The organism is Pedobacter sp. ASV1-7 (genome assembly GCF_040203335.1).
Lineage (GTDB): Bacteria > Bacteroidota > Bacteroidia > Sphingobacteriales > Sphingobacteriaceae > Pedobacter.
In genome coordinates, this window is the sequence record NZ_JBEHBV010000007.1 from 119211 (window position 1) to 144772 (window position 25562).

The 25562-nt window shown below is 35.3% G+C and carries 27 protein-coding genes; 11 read left to right on the forward strand and 16 right to left on the reverse strand.

What is annotated here, in order from left to right; translation table 11 throughout:
* The first annotated feature begins 26 nt into the window (after window positions 1-26).
* The 3 genes from tam (at window position 27) to abc-f (ending at window position 3963) form a co-directional block, all read left to right on the forward strand.
* Window positions 27-806 (forward strand): trans-aconitate 2-methyltransferase, encoded by a 780-nt coding sequence (gene tam, locus ABDJ41_RS16495; RefSeq protein WP_349787175.1) that lies wholly within the window; start codon window positions 27-29, stop codon window positions 804-806.
* An 87-nt stretch (window positions 807-893) separates the two neighbouring features.
* Window positions 894-2201, forward strand: coding sequence for a BamA/TamA family outer membrane protein (locus ABDJ41_RS16500; RefSeq protein ID WP_349787176.1), 1308 nt, complete (start codon window positions 894-896; stop codon window positions 2199-2201).
* 172 nt (window positions 2202-2373) lie between these two features.
* Window positions 2374-3963: a ribosomal protection-like ABC-F family protein gene (abc-f, locus tag ABDJ41_RS16505; RefSeq protein WP_349787177.1), complete on the forward strand. Its 1590-nt coding sequence runs from the start codon at window positions 2374-2376 to the stop codon at window positions 3961-3963.
* 71 nt (window positions 3964-4034) lie between these two features.
* Here abc-f and ABDJ41_RS16510 read toward each other — a convergent pair whose 3' ends face one another.
* Window positions 4035-4409, reverse strand: coding sequence for a hypothetical protein (locus ABDJ41_RS16510; protein ID WP_349787178.1), 375 nt, complete (start codon window positions 4407-4409; stop codon window positions 4035-4037).
* Between the two features lie 167 nt (window positions 4410-4576).
* Between ABDJ41_RS16510 and ABDJ41_RS16515 the strand changes: the two genes are divergently transcribed.
* Window positions 4577-4750: a YccF domain-containing protein gene (locus ABDJ41_RS16515; RefSeq protein ID WP_349787179.1), complete on the forward strand. Its 174-nt coding sequence runs from the start codon at window positions 4577-4579 to the stop codon at window positions 4748-4750.
* Between the two features lie 2 nt (window positions 4751-4752).
* Here ABDJ41_RS16515 and ABDJ41_RS16520 read toward each other — a convergent pair whose 3' ends face one another.
* From ABDJ41_RS16520 to ABDJ41_RS16535, 4 genes are all read right to left on the reverse strand, one after another.
* A complete protein-coding gene (locus ABDJ41_RS16520; protein ID WP_349787180.1) occupies window positions 4753-5571 on the reverse strand; it encodes an endonuclease/exonuclease/phosphatase family protein in 819 nt (272 codons plus the stop codon).
* 31 nt (window positions 5572-5602) lie between these two features.
* Window positions 5603-6097: a hypothetical protein gene (locus ABDJ41_RS16525; protein WP_349787181.1), complete on the reverse strand. Its 495-nt coding sequence runs from the start codon at window positions 6095-6097 to the stop codon at window positions 5603-5605.
* Between the two features lie 118 nt (window positions 6098-6215).
* Window positions 6216-6440 carry a CDGSH iron-sulfur domain-containing protein gene (locus ABDJ41_RS16530; RefSeq protein WP_349787182.1) on the reverse strand — a complete coding sequence of 75 codons (225 nt, stop codon included), beginning with the start codon at window positions 6438-6440 and terminating at the stop codon, window positions 6216-6218.
* Between the two features lie 91 nt (window positions 6441-6531).
* On the reverse strand, window positions 6532-6801 hold the full coding sequence (locus tag ABDJ41_RS16535) for a hypothetical protein (protein ID WP_349787183.1): 270 nt from the start codon (window positions 6799-6801) through the stop codon (window positions 6532-6534).
* A 248-nt stretch (window positions 6802-7049) separates the two neighbouring features.
* Between ABDJ41_RS16535 and ABDJ41_RS16540 the strand changes: the two genes are divergently transcribed.
* Window positions 7050-8270, forward strand: coding sequence for an MFS transporter (locus ABDJ41_RS16540; RefSeq protein ID WP_349787184.1), 1221 nt, complete (start codon window positions 7050-7052; stop codon window positions 8268-8270).
* On the opposite strand, the gene ABDJ41_RS16545 is transcribed toward ABDJ41_RS16540, so the two are convergent.
* Together ABDJ41_RS16545 and ABDJ41_RS16550 are read right to left on the reverse strand one after the other, a co-directional pair.
* Window positions 8252-8815, reverse strand: coding sequence for a GNAT family N-acetyltransferase (locus ABDJ41_RS16545; RefSeq protein ID WP_349787185.1), 564 nt, complete (start codon window positions 8813-8815; stop codon window positions 8252-8254). The genes ABDJ41_RS16540 and ABDJ41_RS16545 overlap by 19 nt on opposite strands.
* Before the next feature lie 37 nt (window positions 8816-8852).
* Window positions 8853-9236 carry a DUF2784 domain-containing protein gene (locus ABDJ41_RS16550; protein WP_349787186.1) on the reverse strand — a complete coding sequence of 128 codons (384 nt, stop codon included), beginning with the start codon at window positions 9234-9236 and terminating at the stop codon, window positions 8853-8855.
* Window positions 9237-9385: 149 nt separating this feature from the next.
* On the opposite strand from ABDJ41_RS16550, the gene ABDJ41_RS16555 reads away from it, so the two are divergent.
* Entirely contained in the window at window positions 9386-9781 is a 396-nt protein-coding gene (locus ABDJ41_RS16555; protein ID WP_349787187.1) for a hypothetical protein, read from the forward strand.
* Between the two features lie 23 nt (window positions 9782-9804).
* Here the strand turns inward: ABDJ41_RS16555 and ABDJ41_RS16560 are convergent, their stop codons facing one another.
* From ABDJ41_RS16560 to rpiB, 5 genes are all read right to left on the reverse strand, one after another.
* The gene (locus ABDJ41_RS16560; protein ID WP_349787188.1) at window positions 9805-10758 is read right to left on the reverse strand and encodes a TonB family protein; all 954 of its coding nucleotides are present in this window, start codon (window positions 10756-10758) and stop codon (window positions 9805-9807) included.
* Between the two features lie 574 nt (window positions 10759-11332).
* Window positions 11333-13192: a M1 family metallopeptidase gene (locus tag ABDJ41_RS16565; RefSeq protein ID WP_349787189.1), complete on the reverse strand. Its 1860-nt coding sequence runs from the start codon at window positions 13190-13192 to the stop codon at window positions 11333-11335.
* 70 nt (window positions 13193-13262) lie between these two features.
* On the reverse strand, window positions 13263-14612 hold the full coding sequence (locus tag ABDJ41_RS16570; protein ID WP_349787190.1) for a PhoH family protein: 1350 nt from the start codon (window positions 14610-14612) through the stop codon (window positions 13263-13265).
* Between the two features lie 528 nt (window positions 14613-15140).
* Window positions 15141-17426: a DUF7133 domain-containing protein gene (locus ABDJ41_RS16575; RefSeq protein ID WP_349787191.1), complete on the reverse strand. Its 2286-nt coding sequence runs from the start codon at window positions 17424-17426 to the stop codon at window positions 15141-15143.
* Window positions 17427-17432: 6 nt separating this feature from the next.
* The gene (gene rpiB, locus ABDJ41_RS16580) at window positions 17433-17882 is read right to left on the reverse strand and encodes a ribose 5-phosphate isomerase B (RefSeq protein WP_349787192.1); all 450 of its coding nucleotides are present in this window, start codon (window positions 17880-17882) and stop codon (window positions 17433-17435) included.
* A 142-nt stretch (window positions 17883-18024) separates the two neighbouring features.
* Between rpiB and ABDJ41_RS16585 the strand changes: the two genes are divergently transcribed.
* Window positions 18025-18729 carry a DUF4397 domain-containing protein gene (locus ABDJ41_RS16585; RefSeq protein WP_349787193.1) on the forward strand — a complete coding sequence of 235 codons (705 nt, stop codon included), beginning with the start codon at window positions 18025-18027 and terminating at the stop codon, window positions 18727-18729.
* 76 nt (window positions 18730-18805) lie between these two features.
* On the opposite strand, the gene ABDJ41_RS16590 is transcribed toward ABDJ41_RS16585, so the two are convergent.
* Window positions 18806-19381 carry a hypothetical protein gene (locus tag ABDJ41_RS16590; protein ID WP_349787194.1) on the reverse strand — a complete coding sequence of 192 codons (576 nt, stop codon included), beginning with the start codon at window positions 19379-19381 and terminating at the stop codon, window positions 18806-18808.
* Between the two features lie 159 nt (window positions 19382-19540).
* Here ABDJ41_RS16590 and ABDJ41_RS16595 point away from each other — a divergent pair, with 159 nt between their 5' ends.
* The 3 genes from ABDJ41_RS16595 to ABDJ41_RS16605 are packed head-to-tail and all read left to right on the forward strand — an operon-like array spanning window position 19541 to window position 21846.
* The gene (locus tag ABDJ41_RS16595) at window positions 19541-19822 is read left to right on the forward strand and encodes a hypothetical protein (RefSeq protein ID WP_349787195.1); all 282 of its coding nucleotides are present in this window, start codon (window positions 19541-19543) and stop codon (window positions 19820-19822) included.
* A gap of 13 nt (window positions 19823-19835) precedes the next feature.
* Entirely contained in the window at window positions 19836-20510 is a 675-nt protein-coding gene (locus ABDJ41_RS16600) for a response regulator transcription factor (RefSeq protein ID WP_349787196.1), read from the forward strand.
* A 1-nt stretch (window position 20511) separates the two neighbouring features.
* Window positions 20512-21846, forward strand: a complete 1335-nt coding sequence (locus ABDJ41_RS16605; RefSeq protein WP_349787197.1) for a sensor histidine kinase — start codon at window positions 20512-20514, stop codon at window positions 21844-21846.
* A 5-nt stretch (window positions 21847-21851) separates the two neighbouring features.
* Here the strand turns inward: ABDJ41_RS16605 and ABDJ41_RS16610 are convergent, their stop codons facing one another.
* Complete coding sequence (locus ABDJ41_RS16610) at window positions 21852-22286, reverse strand: PepSY-like domain-containing protein (RefSeq protein WP_349787198.1); 435 nt, start codon at window positions 22284-22286, stop codon at window positions 21852-21854.
* Between the two features lie 134 nt (window positions 22287-22420).
* On the opposite strand from ABDJ41_RS16610, the gene ABDJ41_RS16615 reads away from it, so the two are divergent.
* The gene (locus tag ABDJ41_RS16615; protein WP_349787199.1) at window positions 22421-22903 is read left to right on the forward strand and encodes a peroxiredoxin family protein; all 483 of its coding nucleotides are present in this window, start codon (window positions 22421-22423) and stop codon (window positions 22901-22903) included.
* A 5-nt stretch (window positions 22904-22908) separates the two neighbouring features.
* On the opposite strand, the gene ABDJ41_RS16620 is transcribed toward ABDJ41_RS16615, so the two are convergent.
* Window positions 22909-23340: a nuclear transport factor 2 family protein gene (locus ABDJ41_RS16620; protein WP_349787200.1), complete on the reverse strand. Its 432-nt coding sequence runs from the start codon at window positions 23338-23340 to the stop codon at window positions 22909-22911.
* Window positions 23341-23376: 36 nt separating this feature from the next.
* Entirely contained in the window at window positions 23377-25521 is a 2145-nt protein-coding gene (locus tag ABDJ41_RS16625; protein ID WP_349787201.1) for a prolyl oligopeptidase family serine peptidase, read from the reverse strand.
* Window positions 25522-25562: the final 41 nt, after the last annotated feature.

Here is a 25562-nt window from a genome sequence, read left to right on the forward strand (position 1 = left end):
ATCCATAACTTTATATTCAAAAAAACATGAAAGAAGATACTTGGTCAGCCTCCCAATACATTAAATTCGAACAAGAAAGAAATCGGCCAGTCATCGATCTGATCAATCAGATTCCCACAAACGAAGTAAACAAAGTTATTGACATCGGTTGCGGACCGGGTAATTCAACAGAATTACTCACTGCCCGCTTCCCAAAAGCTAAATCTATCTCCGGGATAGACAGCTCTGCCGACATGATAAAAGCAGCCCGGGAACGAATGCCTGATGTTCATTTTAAAATCTCAGACATCACAAAATGGAAAGAAGAAAGCCTTTATGATGTCATATTAGCCAACGCATCATTACAATGGGTCCCTGATCATAAGGTACTTTTTCCATCACTGATCCAAAAACTAAATAAAAATGGCTCACTTGCAGTTCAGATGCCTGATAACTTAAACGAACCAACTCATGTATTAATGCGCAAGATTGCATCAGGTGGGACCTGGGCCGATAAGCTTAAGGATCGATCAAAACGCAACAAAAGAGAAAGTGCCGAGTGGTACTACCAGCTACTTAAAGACAAAGCATCGACATTAAATATATGGCGTACGACATATTTCCACCCCTTATGCGGCGGTCATGAAGCAATAGTTGAATGGCTTAAAGGTACAGGATTACGACCATTTTTAGCACCACTTGATCAGAATGAAAAATCTGTATTCCTGGAAAAATATACCGCTGAAATTGCAAAAGTCTACCCGGTATATGACAATGGAAACGTACTGCTCCCTTTTCCCAGACTATTTATTGTTGCAACGCGTTAACACACAAGAAATATTAAAACAATAAACAGTGTTAAATAGTTAATTAAAAATAACGGTCACTATCTTTGAAAATAAGAACAGAGAATATTGAAATTTCATCAAAAAAAATCAGTTCGTAACTCATTAAGAGTAATTTCAATATTGTTGCTCTTTGCAGCTAAACAACATACATATGCTCAGGTTCAGCCTGTAGTTGACACTTTAAAAACAGCTCCTGTAAAAAACGACACTACTAATACCCAATATGATGTCGGTGATTTATTTTCAAACATTTTCCAGCCTAAAAAGAAAAATAACACATCCAATAAAAAATCGCCCGTAACCATTATACCTAATGTAGCCTATAATCCAAGTATTGGTGCACAAATAGGCATTAAGGCTGTAGCAGGTAAGGTACTTGGAAAAACACCAAATACATTGATGTCAATAGCAGCAACATCTGCTTCCATAACCACCAAGGGAATCATTTATGTTTATTTAAATCATAATGTTTATACTCCCAGCAATAAATGGAACCTTCAAGGTAGTTTAGTTGCAGCAAAAACCGTTGTTCCTGATTTTGGCTTAGGAATTGGCAACGCAGCACAAGGAAGTGAAGCCGATCTGGTATTAACAAACCCAGACAGAAAAGGCTATGTACTTCATGCAGAATACTACAACTTCAGAGAAAAAGTATACAAACAAGTACAACCTGGCTTATTTTTAGGCGCTGGAGTATCATTTGAAATCAGAAGAAAAATTGAAGATCGCGGAAACACAAATGAATTAACGCCTTATAACATTTATAGTGACCGCTATGGCTTCAACAGAGATCATTATCAATCTAATGGTTTACTTTTCAATATTCAATATACTACTCGAGACAATCAGAACCGAGCCTACAAAGGCATTTATGCTGACGCAGGAATTCGAATAAACCAAACCTGGATGGCAAGTACAAAGAACGCAGTACAAATCACCACCGATTTTAGAAAATACTGGAGTTTATCAGACAGAAACCCAGAACATGTCATTGCTTTCTGGAATTGGGGCTCATACCTGGTAAGTGGTGCCCTGCCCTATCTCGAGCTACCTGGAACCGGAAGGGATACCTACTTCCGTAGCGGCAGAGGCTATACCATCACTTACTTTAAAGGGCCACAGTATTTTTATTCAGAACTAGAATACCGTTTCCCTATCACTAGAAACAAATTCATTAGCGGGGTGACCTTTTTTAATATTCAAACCGCCAATGATAAACTAGGCACCCGTTTATTTGAACAATGGCAACCAGCAGGAGGTGCGGGTTTAAGGATCTTATTTAACAAAGCAACCAGAACCAATCTATGCCTGGATTATGCAATAGGAAAATATGGAGCTAAAGGACTGTTCCTAGGCTTAACTGAAGCTTTTTAAAGGGCATTTTTTTAAACTCTAATAAATAAACTATAATCAGTAAACAAAAAATCTTATTTTTGCAGAAGCAACAAAAAAAACATTCATGTAGGATTTAATTTCTTTCGGAAAAATAAACACAACCAATACAATTGGCCTGTGTAGTTATTCACCTTCTAAAAAGAAAGAAATTATGATCATTCTTCAAGACATCACTTATATACATCCAAACAAGGATATATTGTTTACAAATATAAATCTGATTGTAAACAAACATGATAAAATTGCACTAATTGGTAATAATGGAGTCGGTAAATCTACACTACTTAAGATTTTATCAGGCACATTAATACCCTCATACGGGAATATAAAAACAAACTCTTCCCCCTATTACTTACCTCAGATTTTTGGACAATTCAACCACTATAGTATTGCTCAGGCACTCCAAATAGATAAAAAAATAAACTCATTAAATGAAATCTTAAAAGGCAATGCAACAGATCAGCACTTAACAATACTTGAGGACGACTGGACAATAGAGGAGCGATGTAAAGAAGCATTTTCTCATTGGGGAATTGACAGCCTGGATTTAGGTCAAAAAATGGGAACCCTTAGTGGCGGACAAAAAACAAAAGCTTTCCTTGCCGGGATATTATTACATCGTCCTGAAATCGTTTTACTAGATGAACCCAGTAATCATCTGGACACCTGGAGTAGAAACAAGCTATACGATTACATTCAAAGCACTAAAAACACGCTGATAACTGTAAGCCATGATAGAACTTTATTAAATCTACTCAACACAATACAGGAGCTCAATAAGCACAGCATTAAAATATATGGTGGGAACTATGATTTTTATGCTACGCAAAAAGCAATGGAATACGACGCACTAAACCATGAATTAAAACACAGGGAAAAAGCATTAAGAAAAGCAAAGGAGATAGAAAAAGAAGCTGCAGAACGAAAACAAAAACTTGATGCACGCGGAAAAAAGAAACAAGAAAAAGCGGGATTACCAACAATCATGATGAACACACTTAAAAACGGTGCGGAAAAAAGTGCTTCAAAAATAAAAAGCGTACATACAGAAAAGATCGGTTCACTTTCAGAGGAACTAACTCAATTGCGAAAAACGGTAGCTGAGGTAGATAAAATGAAAATGATTTTTGGAACCTCCTCTCTTTACAAAGGAAAGAACTTGATTGAAGCAAAAGCCATTAATTTTAGATATAACAATCAGCTTTTATGGGAATCATCCTTAAACTTTCAAATTAACAGTGGAGAACGTGTAGTAATTAAAGGTCTAAATGGCTCAGGAAAAACAACTTTGATCAAGATGATTTTAAACATCCATGAACCAACTGAGGGAGTTCTTAAAAGAGCTGATTATAAAGCTATTTATATTGACCAGGATTATTCCCTTATTGACAATACAATAAGTGTATACGAGCAGGCACAACAGTACAACTCTGGGGAACTGCAGGAACACGAAATAAAAACCCGCTTGAACAGATTTCTATTTACAAAAACACACTGGGATAAACCTTGTAAAACACTTAGCGGAGGAGAAAAAATGCGATTAATGCTTTGTTCATTAACGCTGACCAACAAATCTCCAGACATGATTATTCTTGATGAGCCGACAAACAATCTCGATATCCAAAACATCGAAATCTTAACTGACGCTGTAAATCAATATCAGGGAACATTATTAGTAGTTACACATGATGAATATTTTTTAAAACAAATACATACAGAACAAACAATAACAGTCAGATAATGTATTAGGCAAAAAGGAAAACGGCCTGCCTTAAAAAAAGCAAGCCGTTTTCCTTTATTCAAAATATGAAATTACCTTTCACAATTAGCTGTCCAGGTAGCGCCGTCATTTGAAACCAGCATTACCAAAGAACTGGCATTGATTTTAATACCTGTTAAACCATTTCCAATACTTATATAAGTATTGTCATCTTGCTTCTCAAACTTCACTCCCTTAATATCAGGAATACCACTGCCAAAAAAGAAACTATAGGTATCATCAACCTTTGTTACAGTAACCTTTCCATCCTGACTGGTAATAGAAGTGCCGTCTTTGTTATAAGAAACAGAACCTTTATAGGTACCCACAAATAAATCGGCAGTTGCAGGATCTTTATCCTTTTTACAAGACATCATAACCGTTGTTACGACTAGGAATAAGCTTAAAATTTTCACTATGTTTTTCATGTTAAATTGATTTTGATGTAACATAAAGATTACAATAGCCATGCCAAAAGGAATAATCTGCTGCTCTTTTGACTTCAAACCCCCTGTCTATACCATCCAAATTCCCATTAAATCAAACCAAATTGTAACTAACACACTTCTTTTTAATCTATAAATAAAACACAAGCATGAATTTACTAGGCAATATCATTTGGTTCATTTTCGGTGGTATCTGGATAGTACTTACACACCTCTTCTTTGGTATCTTACTCTGTATTACAATTATTGGAATACCTTGGGGCAGACAGCACTTTAAGCTTATGAACCTGGCATTCTCCCCTTTTGGAAAATCACTGAATTAATGTCACTTAGCGATCACTCCAAGTGAAAACTTAAGATAAACAGGAACATGATCAGAAATTTTCCTGGCTTCTTTTAGACTATTAAAATCGCGATAAAAATGAACAACTCCTGCTTTTAAAACTTGAAATGATGATGATTTAAAAAAGATATTGTCATATTCAGACGCCAGGCAATCACCTTCAATACATTCCATCTTTAAAGATGTTTTTTGCCCTGCCAAAGCCGTTAAATATCCCATTTTCTTTAATGGATTAAACACAGTATGTGATTGCGGTAAATTAAAATCTCCGCAAAATATTAGATTATGATCTTTATATACGTCTGGAAAGAACTTAAAATATTTAATCTCTCGCTCCGGTTGCTTTTTTTTGGGAACAGCATGAAAACTCACTAACGTAAAGGCTTTGTTTTCAACCATAAACTGACTTAAATAAGGTTCCCTATCAATCTCATTTGCATAATTCTCATCTAACCAAGCCACTCCATTACGTTTAACCCTTACGGCATTCCACAAAAAAGCATATCGCTCTTTTGAACTCCCTAAACTTGAAGTAGGATTACTGATAATATAATCCCATTTACTCCCCTTACGGTTCAATTCATCAACCAAACGGGCCACTGCCTGACTACCACCATAACCCGCAACAACTTCCTGAATAGCAACAATATCAAACTCCTTAATGATATTAGCGATGAAGGCTATTTCTACATCGGTTTTAGTTTTACCGAAGTGCTGAATGTTCCATGAACAAATACTAACATTTTGGGAATAAACGGAAAAGCTTATAAATATAAGCAAGATGGTGATATACTTTTTCAAACGGAATCGAAATAAAAAAAGGAATGAAAGACTATTTTATATAAAGCTGATTAAACGCTTTTATAAAAACACCATAGTCAGCATTAGAGATAACCAAGGCAGTTTGGTAAAGATTTACGGGCTCATTATCATCATCATACGATTCAAACATCAGCTTCATAGCCGTATTTCCAACCTTAAAATCTTCATGAAATGGGATTACTTTTAGCGTTTTATTAATGTTGATCGTTCTAGCTGGCAATTTAATCATACCATAGAAACGCTGATAGGTTAAGGAGTCTTTTTTAAGAATAATGGTTTCAGAACCATGAATATGCCATATTGAGTACCTTAAAAACAAAATTTCAAAGACAAGAATGAACAAAACGATAATACCAATACCTCCAATTGTAAACAATACAATGACTGCTATAAGTAAGATGTTTAATACATATAAAGATACTTTTAAAGCAAGTGATGGTTTTACCTTTATAGAAGCCATAACACTGCTTCCATCATAATTCACTTCGAAATCCCCTGCCTTCATGCTTGTTTAATTAAAATTTATTTTTGGCCAAAGCTAGTAAAACCTTTAGAATTGTGATTGATGTTTTTATAAAATAGAAATAAGCAAAACAGGCTGTATCATGATACAGCCTGTTTTATTATACTTTTTTTGGAGGAAGCTCAAAAGCTATAGCCTCATGCTCAAAATGCCCATTATGAGCCCCATCGCAAAAAGGTTTGTTTTTTGATAAGCCACAACGACAAATAGAAAGTACCGTCCTTCCCTGTAATCCATAAACGTCACCGTTTCTATCTACGATCTCAAAATCACCTTCGATTTTAACTGAACCGTTATTGTTAATTGTAAGTTTAGTTTTTGACATATTCTGTTAGTTTGCCGCAAACATAGAACAATGCTGACATAGTCCAGAATATCATTTCAATTTAGAAACGTTTCTATTAACAACAGAGATGCTATTGACCAAATATATTCTTATATGCTGACCAACATGCATTTTTAATCTCCTGAGGAAGACCATCTTTTACATAAAACTGAATACCTTTATCAATATAAAAATACCGGTAATAATTACCTAATCTATCAGGCTTCTCACAAGTATGAATATTTTCACGTTTACTTAACCAATGAGCAAAGGTTACTTCAACCCTACCCAATGCATCTTCAAGATCTTTTAATTTTCCTGAGTTTTTATCAACCAACATCAAATCACTATAATCATTCATATCACTATACTTTAATTTACAAAGGTACAAAAAAACACCCAAACAAACCCTATAAGTACCAATAAAACAGACATTTTAACCAAATAAACGAATCTAAAACTTTAATTAGTTACAAATAAATATTTGTATTACAATCCTCGCAGCGAATATGAAATTCTGAAGATTTAATTATTACACTATCATGTTTAAAAAACTACAACTACGATATATGAAAACCTAACTTTGAGGCCTTAAAATAACACACTTCAGTGAATAACATAAAAGAGCTTAAACAGCAAAATCAAGGTATCTCTACCATACTTGCATTTGCCTTACTTCCACTTTCCGGCTTTGCAACAGACATATACATACCATCATTACCCAGTATGGCTTCAAATATGCAGGTTAGCAGCTTACAGGTGCAACTTACATTAAGCCTTTTCTTAATTAGTTATGGAGTTTCTCAACTATTTATTGGCAGTGTACTCGACAGCTTCGGCAGATATAGACTTAGCCTTATTTCCTTAATTATTTTTGCAGGAGCAAGTATTGTAATTGCGAATACGCATAACATTTACCTCATTTACCTGATGCGTGTTATCCATGGCTTTACAGTTGGAACAATCATTGTTGCCAAACGCGCCTACTTTGTAGATCTGTTTAAAGGCGATAAGCTCAAACACTATTTAAGCCTTTTCTCCATCATTTGGTCTACAGGACCAATCGTAGCCCCATTTTTAGGTGGCTACCTCCAAACTGTATTTAGCTGGGAATCCAATTTCTATTTCCTTGCTATTTTAGCAGTAATTTTAGCTATTCTAGAGTACATTTATAGTGGTGAAACCTTAAAATACTTCTCTGAATTCTCCTTTAAAAAAATTACCGGTGTTTATATTAACATGATTAAAACAGCAAGTTTTAGCTTGGGAATAGTAATGCTAGGACTTGCTTACACGATGGTTATGATATATAACATGACTGGTCCGTTTATAATTGAACACCATTTGCATTTAAGTCCCGTAATTGCAGGCTATAGCTCATTAGTACTAGGCTTCGCCTGGATGGTAGGCGGTTTCATTGGCAAAGCCACAATAAACAGTCCATTCTTTAAAAAAATGGCAACAAACTTAATTCTGCAAATTGCATTTGTAATCACAATGATTCTTAGTATACAGTTCATCTCCAACCTTTATTCGATGGTGATATTCGCTTTCCTAATCCACGTGACTGCGGGATATATTTTCAATAATTACTTTACATTCTGTCTGGGATTATTCCCTAAAAATGCGGGAATTGCAAGTGGATTAACAGGTGGCATAACTTATGTAATTGTTTCTTTCTTAAGTTACAGTGTCATTTCTATATTACCAGCAAAAGACGAACATCATCTTAGCGAAAGCTACTTAGTGCTGTCTATACTTTCTGCATTGATCATGTTCGCCGTTTATAGAATGACAAAAAAAGAATCCGGCTATTCAGATGCTGCCTGATGCTGCATATGAAAATACTTTCCGCCCATAAAATCTTTTTCTTTGACAACCTTAAAACCTAGCGATGAGTACAATTTCTCCGCTTTAGGATTATCTTTACTTACCAGCAGACCAGTTATATAATATTTACGCTGTTGGGCATAATCAATCATTGCTTGAATTAACTTTTTGCCAATCCCCTGCCCTTGACGGTCAGAAGCAACACTAACACAATCAAGATAATACTCTCCAGGCTCTGTTTCGTCATCAGGATTATGTTTAATACCGTAATTTTTATTTAGATAATCTAAAAAAGGTGCTCTTAAAGTATGTAGATCAACACCATCATAAGCATTAATCATCCCGCACACCCCTTGCTCATCCTCATAAACCAATGTATTCTCAAAACTATATTGATTGCCTGGCTGTGCCGCAAATCTTTCAAAAAGTGCAATAGCTTCATCAGGATCAGAAGATCCTGTAAATTTCACGGATAGATCATCCATTGCCAGAATAATAAGTCTGGCTATTGCTTGTGCATCTCCTGGTAAAGCTTCTCTTATCATAATTTTCTTTTTTTGTATTACAATCTGTATAAGGGTTCTATTTTAACACACGATTACCGGATCTTTTATAGAAAAAAATCAAATAAACAGAAAGTACAGCTGCAATAGCAAAACTTATTCCAGTAATCATATCAATAAATGAATCCGAGATATCTTTTCCTGTTAGCTTATCTGCATAGTACTTTATAAATGAGTTAGGTAGGTTTATTTCGCCTAAATGCTCTTTTATTTGCCAATGCCAATCAGTTAAAGGGCAATAACCTAAACCATACCATATACCTAATATCAACCAGGAACCTGCAGTAATAACTAATACAATAAAATGCAATTTCCTGCTAGATTGCCATATCCAGCCAAACAAGTTGAATCCAATTATCAATAAATGGAATAACGTAAAAAGAAGATCATATATGTAATACACTCTTATGGCTTTTATGCGAATATAATAATGATCTTGTAGCATTACGCAGCTCAAATGCGTTTTATATTCAAGAAAAGAAAACTAAAACCATCATCTTTAAGTTGTAACAACAGAAAAATGATGATAAATCTAAAATAAAAAACACACTCATGAACTTTAAAAACTATAAATTATTGATTGCTATATTGATAGTTGCAGGAGCATCTGCTTGTAAGAAGAAAGATGGAAGTTTAATGGAAGCTGATAAACTTAAACTAGAATCTCTAATGACTGAAATAAAAGTTTTATCTGAGGTCAAATGTGAAATTGCAGATGATTGGAAATTCAGACCAATTGGTTCTAAAGCCTGTGGCGGCCCAACCGGATATATAGCCTATTCGTCAAAAATTGACACTATTGTATTTATTCAAAAGGTTAACAAATACACTGCTGATCAAAAGATATTTAATAAAAAATGGGGTATCACATCAGATTGCAGTCTTCCTGCAAAACCTGAAAAGGTTATATGCGAGAATGATATAGCTAAGCTTGTATATAAAGATTAATAGAACAGACTATAAACAGAACATTATCTTAATGAGAATGAGACAGGTACATTAAATGCAATATTAGATGGCTTGCCTCTCACCACTCCAGGCTCCCATAATGGCGATTCCTGAATTACCCTAACTGCCTCTTTTGCTAATTCTGGATGCACCAAATTCATCACTTTAATATTTTGTATAGTACCGTCTTTCTTAACTATAAATTTCAACATCACCTTACCTTGTGTGCGGCTTCGCAAACACTCTTGTGGATAACGAATTGTCTTTTTCAGATAGTTATAGAATTTATCCATCCCGCCCTTAAACTGTGGTGAAACATATATTTTTGTGTATTGATAAACAGTGCCATCCTTATCAAAACTTTCACCAGAAACCAACTCACCATTAGCGTAGTTTTCCTTATATGTTGGTTTACCTATAGAATTACCACCAATCCATTCTCCATCATACTGCCCATTTTTTATACCACCTCTTTCTACACCCACATTAAAGTCAGCATCATAAATTCCACACTCACCATTTCCATCAACTACAAGTGCTTTACCTGTTGAATCCTGGACACTTTTAATATATTTCTGCTCCTTACCTCCATTCACAGCGGAAGTATACACAGTTGTCATATACAAAACTCCATTAGGATAAAAACTAAATGCAGTATCAACTAGCTTTCCTTTCTTGTAAGTACCAATTAAGCGTTTTTTACCATTTTTGAAGTAAGAAATATACTGTCCTTCATAAACAGGTGGATCTATTTTACTTGAATACCCGATAGTTTTATTAGCACCGTCAAGATAATGTTCATTTATCACATACAATTCTGACCCTGGTTCAGGCTCTTTAACTATCCTAAGATAATCAGCACTATCGCGTAACTTAACATACTGACCATTGTTCTTTAAAAAATAGAGATTTTGTCTTTGCCCAAATGCAGCTGAACTAATAAAGAGGAACAAAAACAGAAAGCGTATTTTGATCATGATTTTAAATTATCTTATGAAAGATAGAAATAAAATTGTAAAACAAAAAAATCCTATTTTTTCCATAACGAAGTTTTTTAGGTGCTATGATTAGTCACATTTGACATTGAAATGTAACAGATATCGCACAAAAACTGCCTTAAAACTGCTTTAACACTGGTTTGTTACTGCAAAAGCAGTAGCCGACCAGTAACAGACCAGTATCTGACCAGTAGCAGAGCAGTAGCAGGTATTCACCAAACCACCATTATCTTCTGTAATAATTCAGTAACAAAAAAAACACAAATCGCGATAAAAAATAGGCGTAATTACATGAAAATTTTAAGATCGATTTTAGAAGAAAAGTGCTAAGTCTTTAAAAGAGAAACGGGAATAAGTCGGAGAGACTATTCCCGTTAATAAGGTCGATCCACCACAGATCAACCTAAACCAAACTAAACCGAAATGTTAAATACAAAGACTGTGCCAATAATTAAAAAGGCCTATTAATTCGTTCCTTCAGCATAAACAAAGCACTTTTACACCAATCAGGACACCTAAATTATACACCTGTATAAAAAAGTTAACTATTCTCCTATTTCAATAACTTATCAATTGCCTGATAGGTCATAGGATGGTAGTTTGGCCTTGCTTCTTTATAAATTGCTCTGGCTACCTTTGCACCTTCTGGTGTAATCATCAACTCTTTATACAAAGGAATAATGTGCCACATGCGCCCATTTTCTAATAAATATGCTTTTATATTATTGTTCGCATGATTATAATGATGACGTATAGCTAGGGTATACCAGGCCAATTGCACATCAGTATTATGTGATCCAGTAAAATTAAACTCTGCATCCAGGGCAGCCATATCTGCCGCTTTTAGATCAGCAGGCAGCTGACTTATAAAATAACGTTTCTCATTACTGGATACGATTTCTTTACTCAGGCCTTTTACCACACCTGTTTTACGCCATTTTGCCATTAAAGCATCAATAGCCTTAAACCTTTCCGACCCTACAGCAACCACATTAGTAGGAATACCAGGCCCATAAACCCATTTATCTATATCAATCTTCTCTTCTATAGATTTATCACCTTTAATTAAACTCTTTTTCAGATAGTCTAAAAACTGGGCAGTATTTAATGACTTAAAAGCATTTGCATCAAAATACCCTCTTAAAAATGCATCAAATTTTTCTCTTCCTACTGCTGCCTCGATCGTTTTTAAGAAAAAGAAGCCTTTTTCATATGCAATATCATTCGTTCCCTCGTCAGGATTCCGACCAGTATAATCGGTTTGTAACCAGGTATCCCTACTTTCTGCACCCATATCAACAATAGCAGCATTTAATGCTTGTCTGGCAAACACCTCTTGCATTTCAGCTTCCCGTTTGCCAAAAATCTCTTCATCAATTCTACGTTCAAAGTAATTGGTAAACCCTTCATTTAACCAGAAATCATTCCAGTTTGAATTGGTCACCAGATTTCCACTCCAGCTATGCGCCAATTCATGACAAATAATACTAACTAATGATCTGTCACCTGCCAAAATGGTCGGTGTAATAAAGGTCAGATTAGGGTTCTCCATTCCTCCAAAAGGAAAACTAGGCGGCAATACCAATAAATCATACCTACCCCAACGATATGGACCATAAAGCTTTTCTGCTGCATGTACCATCTTACCCATATCAGCAAACTCATAAACCGCCTTGTTAAGTACAGAAGGCTCCGCATATACACCTGTACGGTCGTCAATAGACTTGAAGGTTATATCACCCACTGCCAAAGCCAATAAATATGAAGGAATGGCATGTGTTTGCTTAAAGTGATAAAGTCCCTCGCTATTTTTTGTTTGTGGATTTTCAGCACTCATTAAGGCCAGTAAATCTTTAGGCACACTTACTTTAGCATTATAGGTAAAGCGTATACCTGGACTATCCTGACATGGCACCCAACTTCTGGCAGCAATACTTTGCGACTGTGTAAAAAGATATGGCCTTTTTTTACCTGCTGTTTGTTGTGGGTTTAACCATTGCAAAGCACTTGCTTCTTTGTCAGTGGTATAATAGATATTTATCAATTTTGTATCTGCTGTAATCGCAACTTTTAAAGCTCTTCCCAGATATTCCACAACAGGCCCATATGTATAAGATGCTTCCTTTTCATCTTTCCCTAATGTGATCTTAGATATATTTAATTTACTATCATCAAAAATAATCTCTTTTGCTTTTGCCTTGTTATTAATAGTCCAACTTGCCTTTCCTGTTAATTGTTGTTGCTCAAAATCGACCTTTAAATCAAGGTCAAGATGCTCAACATAAGCTATGGATGGCTGTGCAAAAGAATGCGGATCTTCAGTTTTTAAAGAATCTGTCACTGTGTTTTTTTTACTACTCTGCTGACAAGATAACATCATCAGCATAGCAATCATTAAAGTTAGTTTATTCATGAAATATAATTTGCAGACGCAATTTATGGAATTTTTTGATCAAGAAACTCTTTACACAAACCCTATCCGCCTACAAAAGATCATTAGCCAGATTCGCTAACTCACTTCTTTCCCCTTTCCCAAGCGTTACATGGGCATACAACTCATTATTTTTAGCCTTATCAATTAAATAGGAAAGCCCATTACTCTCAGCATCCAGGTAAGGAGTATCAATCTGATAAATGTCACCTGTAAAAACAATTTTTGTATCTTCTCCTGCCCTCGATATAATTGTTTTGATCTCATGTGGAGTTAAATTCTGAGCTTCATCGACAATGAAAAAGATCTTGCTTAACGTCCTCCCTCTGATATAAGCCAAGGGTGTAATCACAATCTTCTCAGTCTTTACAAAATCGTCAATACGCCCCTGCATTTTAGGATCATCATTGTATTGCTCCTTTATAAACCTCAGGTTATCCCATATGGGTGCCATATAAGGATCAATTTTCGACTTTATATCGCCTGGTAAAAAACCGATATCTTTATTACTTAAAGCAACAATCGGCCTAGTAACATAAATTTGTCTGTAATCTTTACGTTGTTCTAATGCACTTGCTATCGCTAGCAAAGTTTTCCCTGTTCCAGCTTTACCTTGTATGGTGACCAGTTTGATATCAGGATTAAGCAATGCGTTTATAGCAAAGGACTGCTCCTCGTTACGTGGAGAAATATTAAATATAGTACGGGTAGCTACAGTAAAAATCCGACCTTCTTTTGCACTATAATAGGTTACAGCACTCTTACGTTTACCTTTCAATATACAAAAGTGATTAGCTAAATCATCTGTTAAAACAAGTCCGGTTGCATCCATACTTCCATCTGCTTTAAGTATTTTAAATACCTCATCAGAAACATTTGAAATTGTAGCTTTTCCAGTATACAGCTCATCAACATTTTTAATCTTACCAGTTTCGTAATCTTCGGCATATAGTTCAAGCGATTTCGCTTTAAGTCGCAAACAGATATCCTTAGACACCAGAATCACCCTCTTTTCTGGAAATTCTTGTTTAAGACTTAATGCAGCATTGAGTATACGATGATCAAACTTTCCTTTACCAAAAATCTCTTCCGCGTCCAGCTTATCGGGTTTATTATCCATAACCACTTTAAACCGTCCGCTTTTACTACCATTAAAAGGGATCCACTCATTGATAATCCTGTCGCCAGAAGTATTATCCATCAGCCTGATAAAGCTCCTCGCTTCTGCATTTCGGGTCTCATTTCCATTCTTCATGTTATCCAGCTCTTCAAGGACCTGAATTGGAATTGCTACATCGTGTTCTTGAAAGTTTTTAAATGCATTGTGGTCATAAAGAATTACAGAGGTATCAAGGACGAAGATCTTTTGCTCAAAGGAAGGATGTTTTACCGATTTACTCATGACACATAAAAATAATAAATTTCCAGCGTATGGAACGAGTAAATTACATATAAAAAGAAAACGGAGCCTTTCTTCTTTCGATTCAAGTTCTCCGTTTTCACCCATCCTTTAGCCGTAGCTATCAGACAAGCATCAATTCGTTTTTTACTTTACAATTCGTAGTATGCTCAATTTCCTAAGAAGTTGATACCCGTTTAAATTATCCTCCTGATTTATTCCGTAGAATGTTTCATTTTGGTATAATGTCCGTTTCAGATGCAATTAAATTCTGGCATATTTCAGCCTTCATTATTTAAGTTTTCATCGTTGTTTCCATTGATTCTAACTCTTCCTTGCTCCATCAAAATTTCCAGAGGCTTTTGCCCGGAGGCCAAGTATCTCTTTTTGGATATTTTTTCAGACTGTCAAAGTACTCCGTAATTGATAGATCTAATATACGCAGAATAACTATCTGATGCAAATATATTTAACCTTGTTTTTCAACATGTTATCAACCGCTTATCCACAAGTTTATCCACATCAACAAACCTATTTCGTTTCAAGTTCTGTTATAGTAAAAGGTTTATCTCTGCCTTTATACAAACTCCTAATCTTAGTAACCTCCTCCACATTTACCTTCGCGGCATTATTTTGCCACGAGCCGCGAATAAAACTCAATACTTGTGCAACATCATCATCAGATATTTCATCACTATGTGCTATGCCAGGCATATCGGAAGAAACTTCCGGGGCTTCATATAAATGTCCATTAACTTTAACAGGCCCTGTTAAACCATACAATACAATAGCAATCAAATTATCCTTCTTCCCTGTTACCCATTCCGACTTGTTTAAAGGTGGTGCCAAAGAACTGATTCCATTCCCATCTGCAGCATGGCAAGTCTGACAACTAGAAGCAAATAAAGCAGCACCTTTTGGAAATTCTTTATTTAACAATTCAGGATCCTTGCTCTTTTTATCATTTCTTAATCGAGTAATTATATTTTGCAATTGTTGATTAATAACCAGGTTCGTATCAGGTAATACATTAGCTATTGAAGTAGCAAATGCTTCTTCTTTATGAGCAAGGTTACTGATCACTGCAGTAGAGACATAACGGTTTTTAGGGTATTTTTTACCTAAAGCAACCAATAATCCATCAGTCGCCTTTTCATTATATGGCTTAATGTAACCAGCCAGAAAAGCAATATACGGAGCTATCAACTCATCATTCTCTTTCAGCATCTTTTGTAATACAGCAATATAAGCCCCACTTGAATTTACGTTAATAATTGATGGTATTACACTTAAAGCCTGAACTTTAATATTATAATTGTCAGATTTCAATAAATTGAGCACCTCATCAGCCTGCAATACTGAAAGTCCCTCTAACACCCACAGCGCATGAATAACCAGTAAAGAATGAGTTTTATCAGTAATTGCTTTTCTTAAATAAGGAATAGCATCTATACGTTTACCATCTATCAATACCTGCTGTGCCATATCGCGGACGGCTCCATTTGTATGTCCCAGAAGGCCAACAAGCACCTTCGGATTGTTACTAAAATTCAGCTTAGCTAGCCTTTTACCTTTAGGAACCACCTTATAAATTCTTCCGCAACCCAATGGTTCAGTTAGATTTCTTTTTAGGATTTCGTCTTTCAGATAAGGTGTCAGATATGTTTTATGCTGTATGATGCCCCTATACATATCTACTATATATAAGGCACCATCCAAACCATTGTATAAACTCACCGGTCTGAAACGTTCATCAATACTTGTCAGAAATTCCTTTCCTTTATATGCTTGTTCACCACTTACCTCAAAGCCTTTCTCATTAAGGATATTCCGTTTAATTAAGTTAGCCGCAGGCTCTGCAACAAACGCATTGAAATCATATTCAGGACCAAATAAATTACCACGATAAATAACAGGACCACATGCTGCTGTAAAATTCTTTAAACGTAAGCTATCATCCAAAACACCGGCCACATAAGCTCTGTTTACACCTGTTGTAATCCTTGCCGGATATACCCTGTTATCTCTAACTATTCTCTCTTCAAATCCAAATACATGTTTAAGATTCGGATTACCTGCAGCAAAACCAGGCATAAAATAATCACCAACCAGGTTAGTAGAATTGTCATTATAATACAACCGACCATAATTATCCTGACTAATTCCCCATTGCCCCCTAAAGTGAGTCTTTTCAATTAACCATTGGTCGCCCTTTTTACGGTATCTCTTAGTGGATTTAGCATTGTAAATCCAATTATCCAGCGCTCTCAAAAGTCCATTTGGCTGATGCTCTACATTACCCTCTGCAGCATATTCATTATCAACCAATACACGTTTGCCCGGTTGGTCATTTTTAATCTCATAATACCATAAATTAGGTGATTCGGCGACCAAAATACCCCCATCTATCAAACAGATTGCTCTTGGCAACACCAGCGAATCCAAAAAGACCTTCCTTGTATCCATCTGTCCGTCACCATTCTTATCTTCAAGAATCACAATTTTCCCGTTGGGTATATCCTCTCCTTTACCTTGAACATCTGGCATGTACCCAACCATTTCCACTACCCACAACCTGCCTTTCGCATCAAATACTGAAGCCACTGGTACCGAAATTAAAGGTTCTGCAGCAACAAGTTTTACTTCAAATCCATCCTCAACTTTCATAAGTTTAATAGAAGCTTCAGCAGAAATAACCTGTGAGCTACTCGTATCCGGGATCAGTTCTTTATTAACTTCAACTGTTTTTCTATGTGTCTGGCATTGATAAAAGGTAAAAACAACGAGAGCTAAAACAATATAAATGTATAATTTCATGCTCACCTATAACTCTTTATCTTCCAATGCTTTTATTTTTTCCAATCGTTTTACATGGCGCTCTTCACCAGAGAAAACAGCATTTAAAAATGCGTAGACAATATCTTTAGCAAGCTCAATACCAATAACACGTTCGCCCATGCAAAGTATATTCACATCATCATGTTCCACAGACTGATGCGCTGAATAGGTATCATGGCAAACCCCAGCTCTTATTCCCTTAAATTTATTCGCGGCAATACTTACACCTACCGCACTGCCACATATGAGGATACCTCTTTCACCTTTTCCATCTAAAATTGCCCCAGCTACATCAGCTGCATGATCAGGATAATCAGTAGGTTGTTCACTGTTTGTTCCCAGGTCAAGTACTTCATATCCATTTTGTAGTAATGCTGCAACCAGTATCGTTTTATAATTAAAACCCGCATGATCTGAACCTATAATTACTTTCATTGTGTCTATTTTTAAAGGGTAAATACCCGATTTTCAATATAATGTCCTAAATGTAGCGAGTTTTTTTAAATTAAATTGTAGCGTTAGCATGACATTATACGTCTACATTAAAGTTAATTTCACAAACCCTAATCGTATAAACATGAACAAACTTAAAATGTCAGTAACTAAAAAATTCAAAAACCTAGGTGTATTAGCACTTTTATCAATTGGAGCTTTAACTATCCAGTCTTGCTCAAAAGAAAATGCTCCAGCACAAGAGTATTCATTTTTAAACATTACAAATACCTCTCCTACACTGGCAACATTTAATATTTTTATAGATCAGAGTAAAATAAACCAGGGAGCTGTTGCTTTTTTAGGGAACTCAGGATATATGCCTCTTAGCCCAGGTGATCATAACATTAAGTTTACAACTGCCAGCAATGAGCCTGTTATTTCAAAAAACATATCATTGGAAACCAATGGAGTAACCTCACTTTTCTTAATTGACAAAGCGCCAAATATAGACTACCTTATTGTAAAAGATCAATTGGGTAACATGAATTCTTCAAAAGCCTTCATTAGATTTATTAATCTTTCTCCAAATGCACCTTCACTTGACCTTGCTGATAAAGATGGAGAAGTGATTATTTCTGCTAAAGCTTATAAAGCAGCAAGTGCTTTTATTGAGATAGATCCTAAATCTTATGTCCTTCAATTACAAGACAATGGTACAGAGCCTGAATTGGAGCCGAAAGATTTGGAAAGTTTTGAGTTTAAAGCAGGCAAATCATATACTGTAATTGCTGCTGGTTTATTGGGAGACACAGATAGACCTTTTGGTGGTAAAATCTTTATTAACTAATAATTATAAAAAAACTACCACATAAAACAAGAGCCTGATCAATTGATCAGGCTCTATTGGTTTTAGTGTGTGTTTATTAATGTCTGCCTCTACCGTGACCTCTATCTCCTCTATCTCTATCATGACCTTTATGGTCTCTGTCACGGCGATAATCATTACGATCTTTTCTATCCCATCTATCATGCCCTCTGTCATGATCTCTTGAATAATATTTTTTAGCATGTCCATGGGACATTCCGTGCGGATGACCTTTCACTACATAATACCTTGAATCGTTACTGTACCTGATTACTTTTTGTCCTCTATAGCTTTTATACCTTGCATAAGTAACTCTATCTCTATCAAAATGTCTGTACGGATCTCTTGAATTAACAACTACTTTGTAACCGCTATATAAATCATACCCCCTATATCTTGATGGCAAAGAAGCCGAAAATATCCATCTGGAATTTTGCAAGTAAATAAATTGTCTGTTAGGCACATGATAATAAGCTTCTACATCTGGTAGATAATAATAATCTACATAATCATAACCAACCGGCCCCCATAAAGGCTGTGAACCAATATTCACATTAATACTTAACTGCGCCTTGGCCTGGAACGGTAACCATCCTATTACTCCAAGCATTCCTAATAATAATAACCTTTTCATAGCCTTGTAATTTTAAATTTCATTTGTGTGTTGTTAAATCAAATCTCAGTACTGAACATGAAATGAACATGAAATTTTAAGATTATTTATTCCTTTTATTTTTCATCTTAAATTCATATTCAACACACACCTTTGTATTCATCTTTATATATTTACACCATGAGTATAATTCGTCTGTTTCGATACATTACTACAGTTCTGATTTTCGCATGTCTTCCTTTTGGTGCATTTGCTACCGAGACTATAACTGTTGTTATAATTTCAAAAGCTGACTATTACCAGGATAAAAGAGGCGGTAGACAAGAACGTGGCAAAGGTGATAAAGGTGGTAAAAAACCTGAAGTTAAAGAGGTTCCACAGTCTCGCAGACAGCAAAAACCTGGTGAAGTAAAACAAGAGAAAAAAGAAAAACCTGAAAAGGATAATAAACGAAGACACTAAACCTTAGTCAGAAATGAAAGTTTTAATCGTTGAAGATGAAAAAACACTGGCTTATGAAATAGAAGACTTTCTAAAAAAGGCCTTCTATATATGTGATCTCGCCCATGGCTTTAAAGCAGGTCTGGAAAAAATGCAGATCAACACTTATGACTTTATCTTGCTAGACCTTGGCTTACCCGATGGTGATGGTTTAAACCTCCTACCTGAAGCTAAGAAACACAATCCAGATGCGGCATATATCATTCTAACCGCCAGAGGTAACCTGGAAGACCGTATTGCCGGGCTTGATCTTGGCGCTGATGATTACCTGCCAAAACCTTTTTCATTGCTCGAATTACAATCTAGAATGCAGGCCATTGCACGTCGAAAATTTAATGTAAAGGAAGAGTTATTACCATTAGGAGATTTTAAACTTGATCTTCAAAAACGTCTTGTAATGCTCAATGAACAACAAATTGAATTATCAAGAAAAGAGTTTGATTTACTTAGCTACCTCTTTTTGCACAGCAACCGCGTACTTACCCGTATGCAGCTTAGTGAACACATTTGGGGCACTTTTGCTGATGATGATTACGACTCTAATTATATTGACGCACACATCAAAAACATTCGGAAAAAGTTAAATGCATGGGCCCCAACAGAATTCCTTGAAACTGTTCGTGGAGTGGGTTATAGAATTAAAAAATAACGTGAAATTATCAACTAAATTAGTCCTTTTTATTACGGGCTCTAAAGTAGCAATCGTACTCATGTTTATTATTACACTGCCTTTCCTGGTTGATGGTATTGTATCAGAATATACCAATTATTCATTACGCAGGCAGCAAAATAAGGTAATTAATGTAGTTAAAAAGAATGGTATAAATCATTACCTGCAAGGAGATGACAGTTATGGTAGTTATACCATGTTAAAGGAAGAATACATTGCATTAGAGCCAGCCGGCCAAGGATTACCAATCGACACGATAAAGACTGAACAACGTATAATTGAGCAAGACACATTGAATTACAGGATATTAATGCATACATTTAATTTCCAAAATAAGCCCTACCTACTTGAAATCGGAAAGACTGTATCCAGTATAAATCAATACAACAAGCCCCTACAACGTATTGCGTTATATGTATTACTGAGTCTTATTGCTATCAGTTTGATATTCGATCTGTTCTTTACACGTATGTTAATCCGTCCTCTGGGAAAAATCATTAAATCAAAACTGGTAGACCGTAAATTTCCTTTTAAGAATCATGCTCCTCTCATTAACACCTCAACTCAGGATTTCAGATTCCTTGATGCTTCTTTAGTCACATTATTAGATCAGATTAATGAAGCTTTTGAAAAAGAACGTGAATTTACGGCCAATGCTTCTCATGAACTAATGACTCCTATAAGTATTCTTCAAAATAAAATGGAAAACATGCTTGGCGATGAGCATCTGAATGAACCTGAAGCTTTAAAGATCGTCGAGATGATGAAAACCTTAAACAGACTAAAGAAAATTTCAAACTCATTGTTATTGATTTCAAGGATAGAAAATGAACAATTTGCAAAATCCGACATCGTAAACCCTTCAGAACTAATAAAGGAAGCCATTGAAGAGATCACCCACAGGTTTGAAGAAAAAGGGTTAAGCGTTAAACTAGACCTTACAACTCATATATCTATTAAACAGGTAAACAGAGACCTGCTATTTCAATTATTTTATAACTTGATTAACAACGCCATAAAGTATAACGTAGTTAATGGAAGTTTAACTATTTCAGACAATATAGAGTCTAATGGTGCATATGCAATTAATTTCGAAGATACAGGGATCGGGATTAGTAAGGATGACCTCCCTTATATTTTTGATCGCTTCAGAAAGGCCAACCTAACAGAAAATGTTGGACATGGACTCGGGCTTTCTATTGTAAAAAGTATTTGCGTATCTCAGCAAATTACAATCAGTGTAAGCTCTGAAGTGAATAAAGGAAGTGTCTTTCACCTCATATTCCCTTCAGAGTTATGTAGTAAAACTGTTTAAAAGTATTATAGAATTTTATTTACGATAACACCTCTAGTGTCAACAACTATATTCTTTTCCTGAGTAAGATTTTTCAATTCTATTTTATAATAAAACTGTTTGCCTACTTCATATTTATCAACATCATCAATCCAAAAGCCTTTGTAATTTTTTTTCAAACTTGCAGATACAGCAGCCGGAAGCTCTCTTGATTTAACTTCCTGTTTGTGTTTTACAATTCCACCAGCAGCATTTAGCCAAACCTCATGATCACGTCTGTTAACATCAAATTCTGCATTGTACAAATCTCCCTTCATTTCCCATTCAACCTTTACCGCATTTGGAAAAGCCTTGGTAAATGAGTTCATTACCACAGCTGGCACACTACTTGCCGGGATATCCTGTGCATAAGTCAGACTTGAAAAAAGCAGGGATAACGCTAATAATAATTTTTGCTTCATAAAGTTTATATTTTTAATTAATACTGAGACTAAGTATACAACAAAAATATGGAACATTTGTTTAAATAGAATTTTGGATTAAAATGACAGAAATATTTGAATAGAATCGGATATTAGTGACCTATTCAAATCAAATGAGAAAAATATTCCTTGCATTAATAATTGCAGTTTGCACATTATCAGCCAATGCTCAGCAACCAATTCCAGGCACAGATATGCCAAAAGCACTATTCTACAAAACTGATGGAGGAAACTTTTCCACAGATCTTATTCCAAAAGGAACTAAATCTATGATCATTCTTTTTGATGCAACCTGTGATCATTGTCAGAAGGTGGCAACAAACATTTCTAAAAGAAGTGACGAATTGACTAACGTAAACATATATCTTGTTACACAAGATGAGATCCGTTCCGTAAATTATTTTATGGATAACTTTGCCAAACCATTAAAAACAATGAAGAATGTTACAGTATTACAGGATCGTGATCGTATTTTCATTCCCCTCTTCCACCCTAAACAATATCCTTCATTGTACTTATACGGAAAAGATAAGAAACTGGAGTTCTATTCAAGTGATGAAAGAGATGTTCCCAGATTCTTCAGCAGGATAAAATAGTATCGTTAATAATTGATTTTAAAGGAGCGTCTGGCAAGTAATTTCCATTCATCTCCTCTTTTTTCCCAAACCAATACTATACCGAGGTTAACTTTACCAGGAATTCCCCCGTCATTTGTATCTGCTCTTAAAATATGACGCACTATAGCTGTCTTTCCGGCTATTGTAACCGCAATTTCAGATAATTCTATGGTTTTAAAATCAGATTTTTTAGTCGATAATGCTTCAACAAAAGCTGCCTTATCTTCAATTTTTCCATTCGAATGACCGTAAGTTAAATTATCCCATACCAGCTTTTCCAGATCAACTTTATTTCCACTGATCATAGAAGCACGTAGCTTTTCGGTCAATTTTTCAATTTTAGTCTCTTCTTTTGTTTGTGCAGCGGCAATTAAGCTCATAATGGTAAATGTAAATAGAATAATTGTTCGTTTCATTATCTGTTGTTTTAGCAAAGCCAATATAAATATAAATTATTTTACTGCTTTGTATTCTATCCCCATATTATAAAACATAAAGGCCCATTTATCGGCAATTTCTTCTATAGCTTTATCAGTAGGCTTTCCTGCTCCATGGCCTGCGTTTGTCTGTATACTGATTAAAACAGGAGCTTTACCTCCCTGATCTTTTTGTAATGTTGCTGCAAATTTAAAGGAGTGAGCTGGCACAACCCTATCATCATGATCTGCAGTAGTTACCAATGTTGCCGGATACTTAATACCTTCTTTTAATGCGTGTACCGGTGAGTATTTATACAAGTACTCAAACATCTCTTTTGAATCTTCAGAAGTACCATAATCATAAGCCCAGCCTGCACCTGAAGTGAATTTATGATATCTTAACATGTCTAAAACTCCTACCGCAGGGAAAGCTACTTTAAATAACTCCGGTCTTTGTGTCATTACAGCTCCAACTAACAATCCTCCATTAGATCCCCCCATAATAGCAAGATAGTCACTTGAAGTATATTTCTCTGCAATCAAAAACTCTGCAGCAGCTATAAAATCATCAAATACGTTTTGCTTTTGCAGCTTCGTACCCATTATATGCCAATTTTCTCCATACTCACCCCCACCTCTTAAATTGGCCACAGCATAAATGCCCCCCTGCTCTAACAAAGAAACTACTGAGGTGCTAAATGCAGGTGTAAGACTAATATTAAAACCTCCATAGCCATATAAAACAGTTGGATTCTTGCCATTTAATGGAATTCCTTTTTTATAAGTAATGATTACAGGAACCTTTGTCCCGTCTTTAGATTTATAAAACAATTGCTTTGATTCATACATTAAAGGATCAAAATCTACTCCTGATTTTTTATACAAAAATGAACTTCCATTGCTTACAACATATTTAAAAATTGTAGTAGGATAAACATAGGAAGTAAAAGTATAAAAAATCTCCTTTTCTGTTTTTTTACCCCTAAAACCAACCGCAGTACCCAAGCCTGGAAGTTCAATTTCATGTTCTAAATTACCTTCCATATCATATTGCAAAACCTTACTCACTGCATCTACAATATAGTTTGCAAACAATTTACCTCCGCCTGTTGAAGGAGATAATACATTACTGGTTTCTTTGATCAGTTCTTTCCATTTTGATGGTTTAGGATCAGCAGCATCTACAGTGACTATACGTCCGTTTGGTGCATTTAAATTAGTATAGATATATAATTTGCTACCAATATTATCTATAATGGAATGATTCTGATCGAAATTATCCACTACAGAAATAATCTCTGAATCAGGCTGATTTAGATCCCTGATATACAACTCATTTCCTGAAGTTGTATTTGCCGCAGAAATAATCAGATAACGTTCATCTTCCGTTAATTCTGCACCGACATATCTACGTGGTGTTTTTTCGCCACCAAATATCAACACATCTTCTTTTTGTGATGTACCAAGCTTATGAAAATATAGCTTATGGTATTGGGTTAATCCAGATAACTGGCTTCCAGCAACAGGTTTATCATAACTAGAATAATAGAATCCTTCATTACCCTGCCATGCAATTCCAGAAAACTTCACATCTTTTAATGTATCTCCTACCACAGACTTATCATCTGTTTTCATTACAACAACACTGGTCCAGTCAGAACCTCCGACAGATAACTGGTAAGCACATAAACTACCATCTTTAGAGAAATCTATCCCTGAAAGCGAAGTAGTCGCATCTTTAGAAAAAGTATTAGGATCTAAAAAAATCTCTGCATCCTCACCATCCTTCTGACGATACAATAGACTTTGATTTTGCAAACCTGTATTTTTATAAAAATAAGTATAGACACCTTCTTTAAAAGGCTGAGAATACTTTTCATAATCCATTAAATGAGTTAACCGTTCTTTAATCGCATTCCGATAAGGAATTTGTGACAGGTACTTCTGTGTCACCTCATTTTGGGCAATAACCCAGGCTTTAGTCTCTTCAGACTGGTCATCCTCCAGCCAGCGGTATGGATCTGTTACTTCTGTTCCAAAATAATTATCTTTTATAGCTATGCTCTTCGTCTTGGGATAAATCATTGTTCCTTTTTGTATTTGCTTTAATTGTGCCACGGATAATATCGGCGATAATATAGCCAAAACTAATAATCCTTTATTTGTTATCACTTTCATAGCCCATAAATTACTTTAGTTTTAAATTCAACAGACAGTAT

Bases quoted from the DNA above. Each gene is read 5' to 3' on its own strand.
- tam (WP_349787175.1), top strand. From the start codon at position 27: ATGAAAGAAGATACTTGGTCAGCCTCCCAATACATTAAATTCGAACAA.
- ABDJ41_RS16595 (WP_349787195.1), top strand. From the start codon at position 19,541: ATGAGTATAATTCGTCTGTTTCGATACATTACTACAGTTCTGATTTTC.
- abc-f (WP_349787177.1), top strand. From the start codon at position 2,374: ATGATCATTCTTCAAGACATCACTTATATACATCCAAACAAGGATATA.
- ABDJ41_RS16610 (WP_349787198.1), bottom strand. From the start codon at position 22,286: ATGAAGCAAAAATTATTATTAGCGTTATCCCTGCTTTTTTCAAGTCTG.
- ABDJ41_RS16625 (WP_349787201.1), bottom strand. From the start codon at position 25,521: ATGAAAGTGATAACAAATAAAGGATTATTAGTTTTGGCTATATTATCG.
- ABDJ41_RS16510 (WP_349787178.1), bottom strand. From the start codon at position 4,409: ATGAAAAACATAGTGAAAATTTTAAGCTTATTCCTAGTCGTAACAACG.
- ABDJ41_RS16515 (WP_349787179.1), top strand. From the start codon at position 4,577: ATGAATTTACTAGGCAATATCATTTGGTTCATTTTCGGTGGTATCTGG.
- ABDJ41_RS16555 (WP_349787187.1), top strand. From the start codon at position 9,386: ATGAACTTTAAAAACTATAAATTATTGATTGCTATATTGATAGTTGCA.
- ABDJ41_RS16585 (WP_349787193.1), top strand. From the start codon at position 18,025: ATGAACAAACTTAAAATGTCAGTAACTAAAAAATTCAAAAACCTAGGT.
- rpiB (WP_349787192.1), bottom strand. From the start codon at position 17,882: ATGAAAGTAATTATAGGTTCAGATCATGCGGGTTTTAATTATAAAACG.
- ABDJ41_RS16590 (WP_349787194.1), bottom strand. From the start codon at position 19,381: ATGAAAAGGTTATTATTATTAGGAATGCTTGGAGTAATAGGATGGTTA.
- ABDJ41_RS16570 (WP_349787190.1), bottom strand. From the start codon at position 14,612: ATGAGTAAATCGGTAAAACATCCTTCCTTTGAGCAAAAGATCTTCGTC.
- ABDJ41_RS16530 (WP_349787182.1), bottom strand. From the start codon at position 6,440: ATGTCAAAAACTAAACTTACAATTAACAATAACGGTTCAGTTAAAATC.
- ABDJ41_RS16560 (WP_349787188.1), bottom strand. From the start codon at position 10,758: ATGATCAAAATACGCTTTCTGTTTTTGTTCCTCTTTATTAGTTCAGCT.
- ABDJ41_RS16615 (WP_349787199.1), top strand. From the start codon at position 22,421: ATGAGAAAAATATTCCTTGCATTAATAATTGCAGTTTGCACATTATCA.
- ABDJ41_RS16575 (WP_349787191.1), bottom strand. From the start codon at position 17,426: ATGAAATTATACATTTATATTGTTTTAGCTCTCGTTGTTTTTACCTTT.
- ABDJ41_RS16535 (WP_349787183.1), bottom strand. From the start codon at position 6,801: ATGAATGATTATAGTGATTTGATGTTGGTTGATAAAAACTCAGGAAAA.
- ABDJ41_RS16525 (WP_349787181.1), bottom strand. From the start codon at position 6,097: ATGAAGGCAGGGGATTTCGAAGTGAATTATGATGGAAGCAGTGTTATG.
- ABDJ41_RS16620 (WP_349787200.1), bottom strand. From the start codon at position 23,340: ATGAAACGAACAATTATTCTATTTACATTTACCATTATGAGCTTAATT.
- ABDJ41_RS16600 (WP_349787196.1), top strand. From the start codon at position 19,836: ATGAAAGTTTTAATCGTTGAAGATGAAAAAACACTGGCTTATGAAATA.
- ABDJ41_RS16545 (WP_349787185.1), bottom strand. From the start codon at position 8,815: ATGATAAGAGAAGCTTTACCAGGAGATGCACAAGCAATAGCCAGACTT.
- ABDJ41_RS16565 (WP_349787189.1), bottom strand. From the start codon at position 13,192: ATGAATAAACTAACTTTAATGATTGCTATGCTGATGATGTTATCTTGT.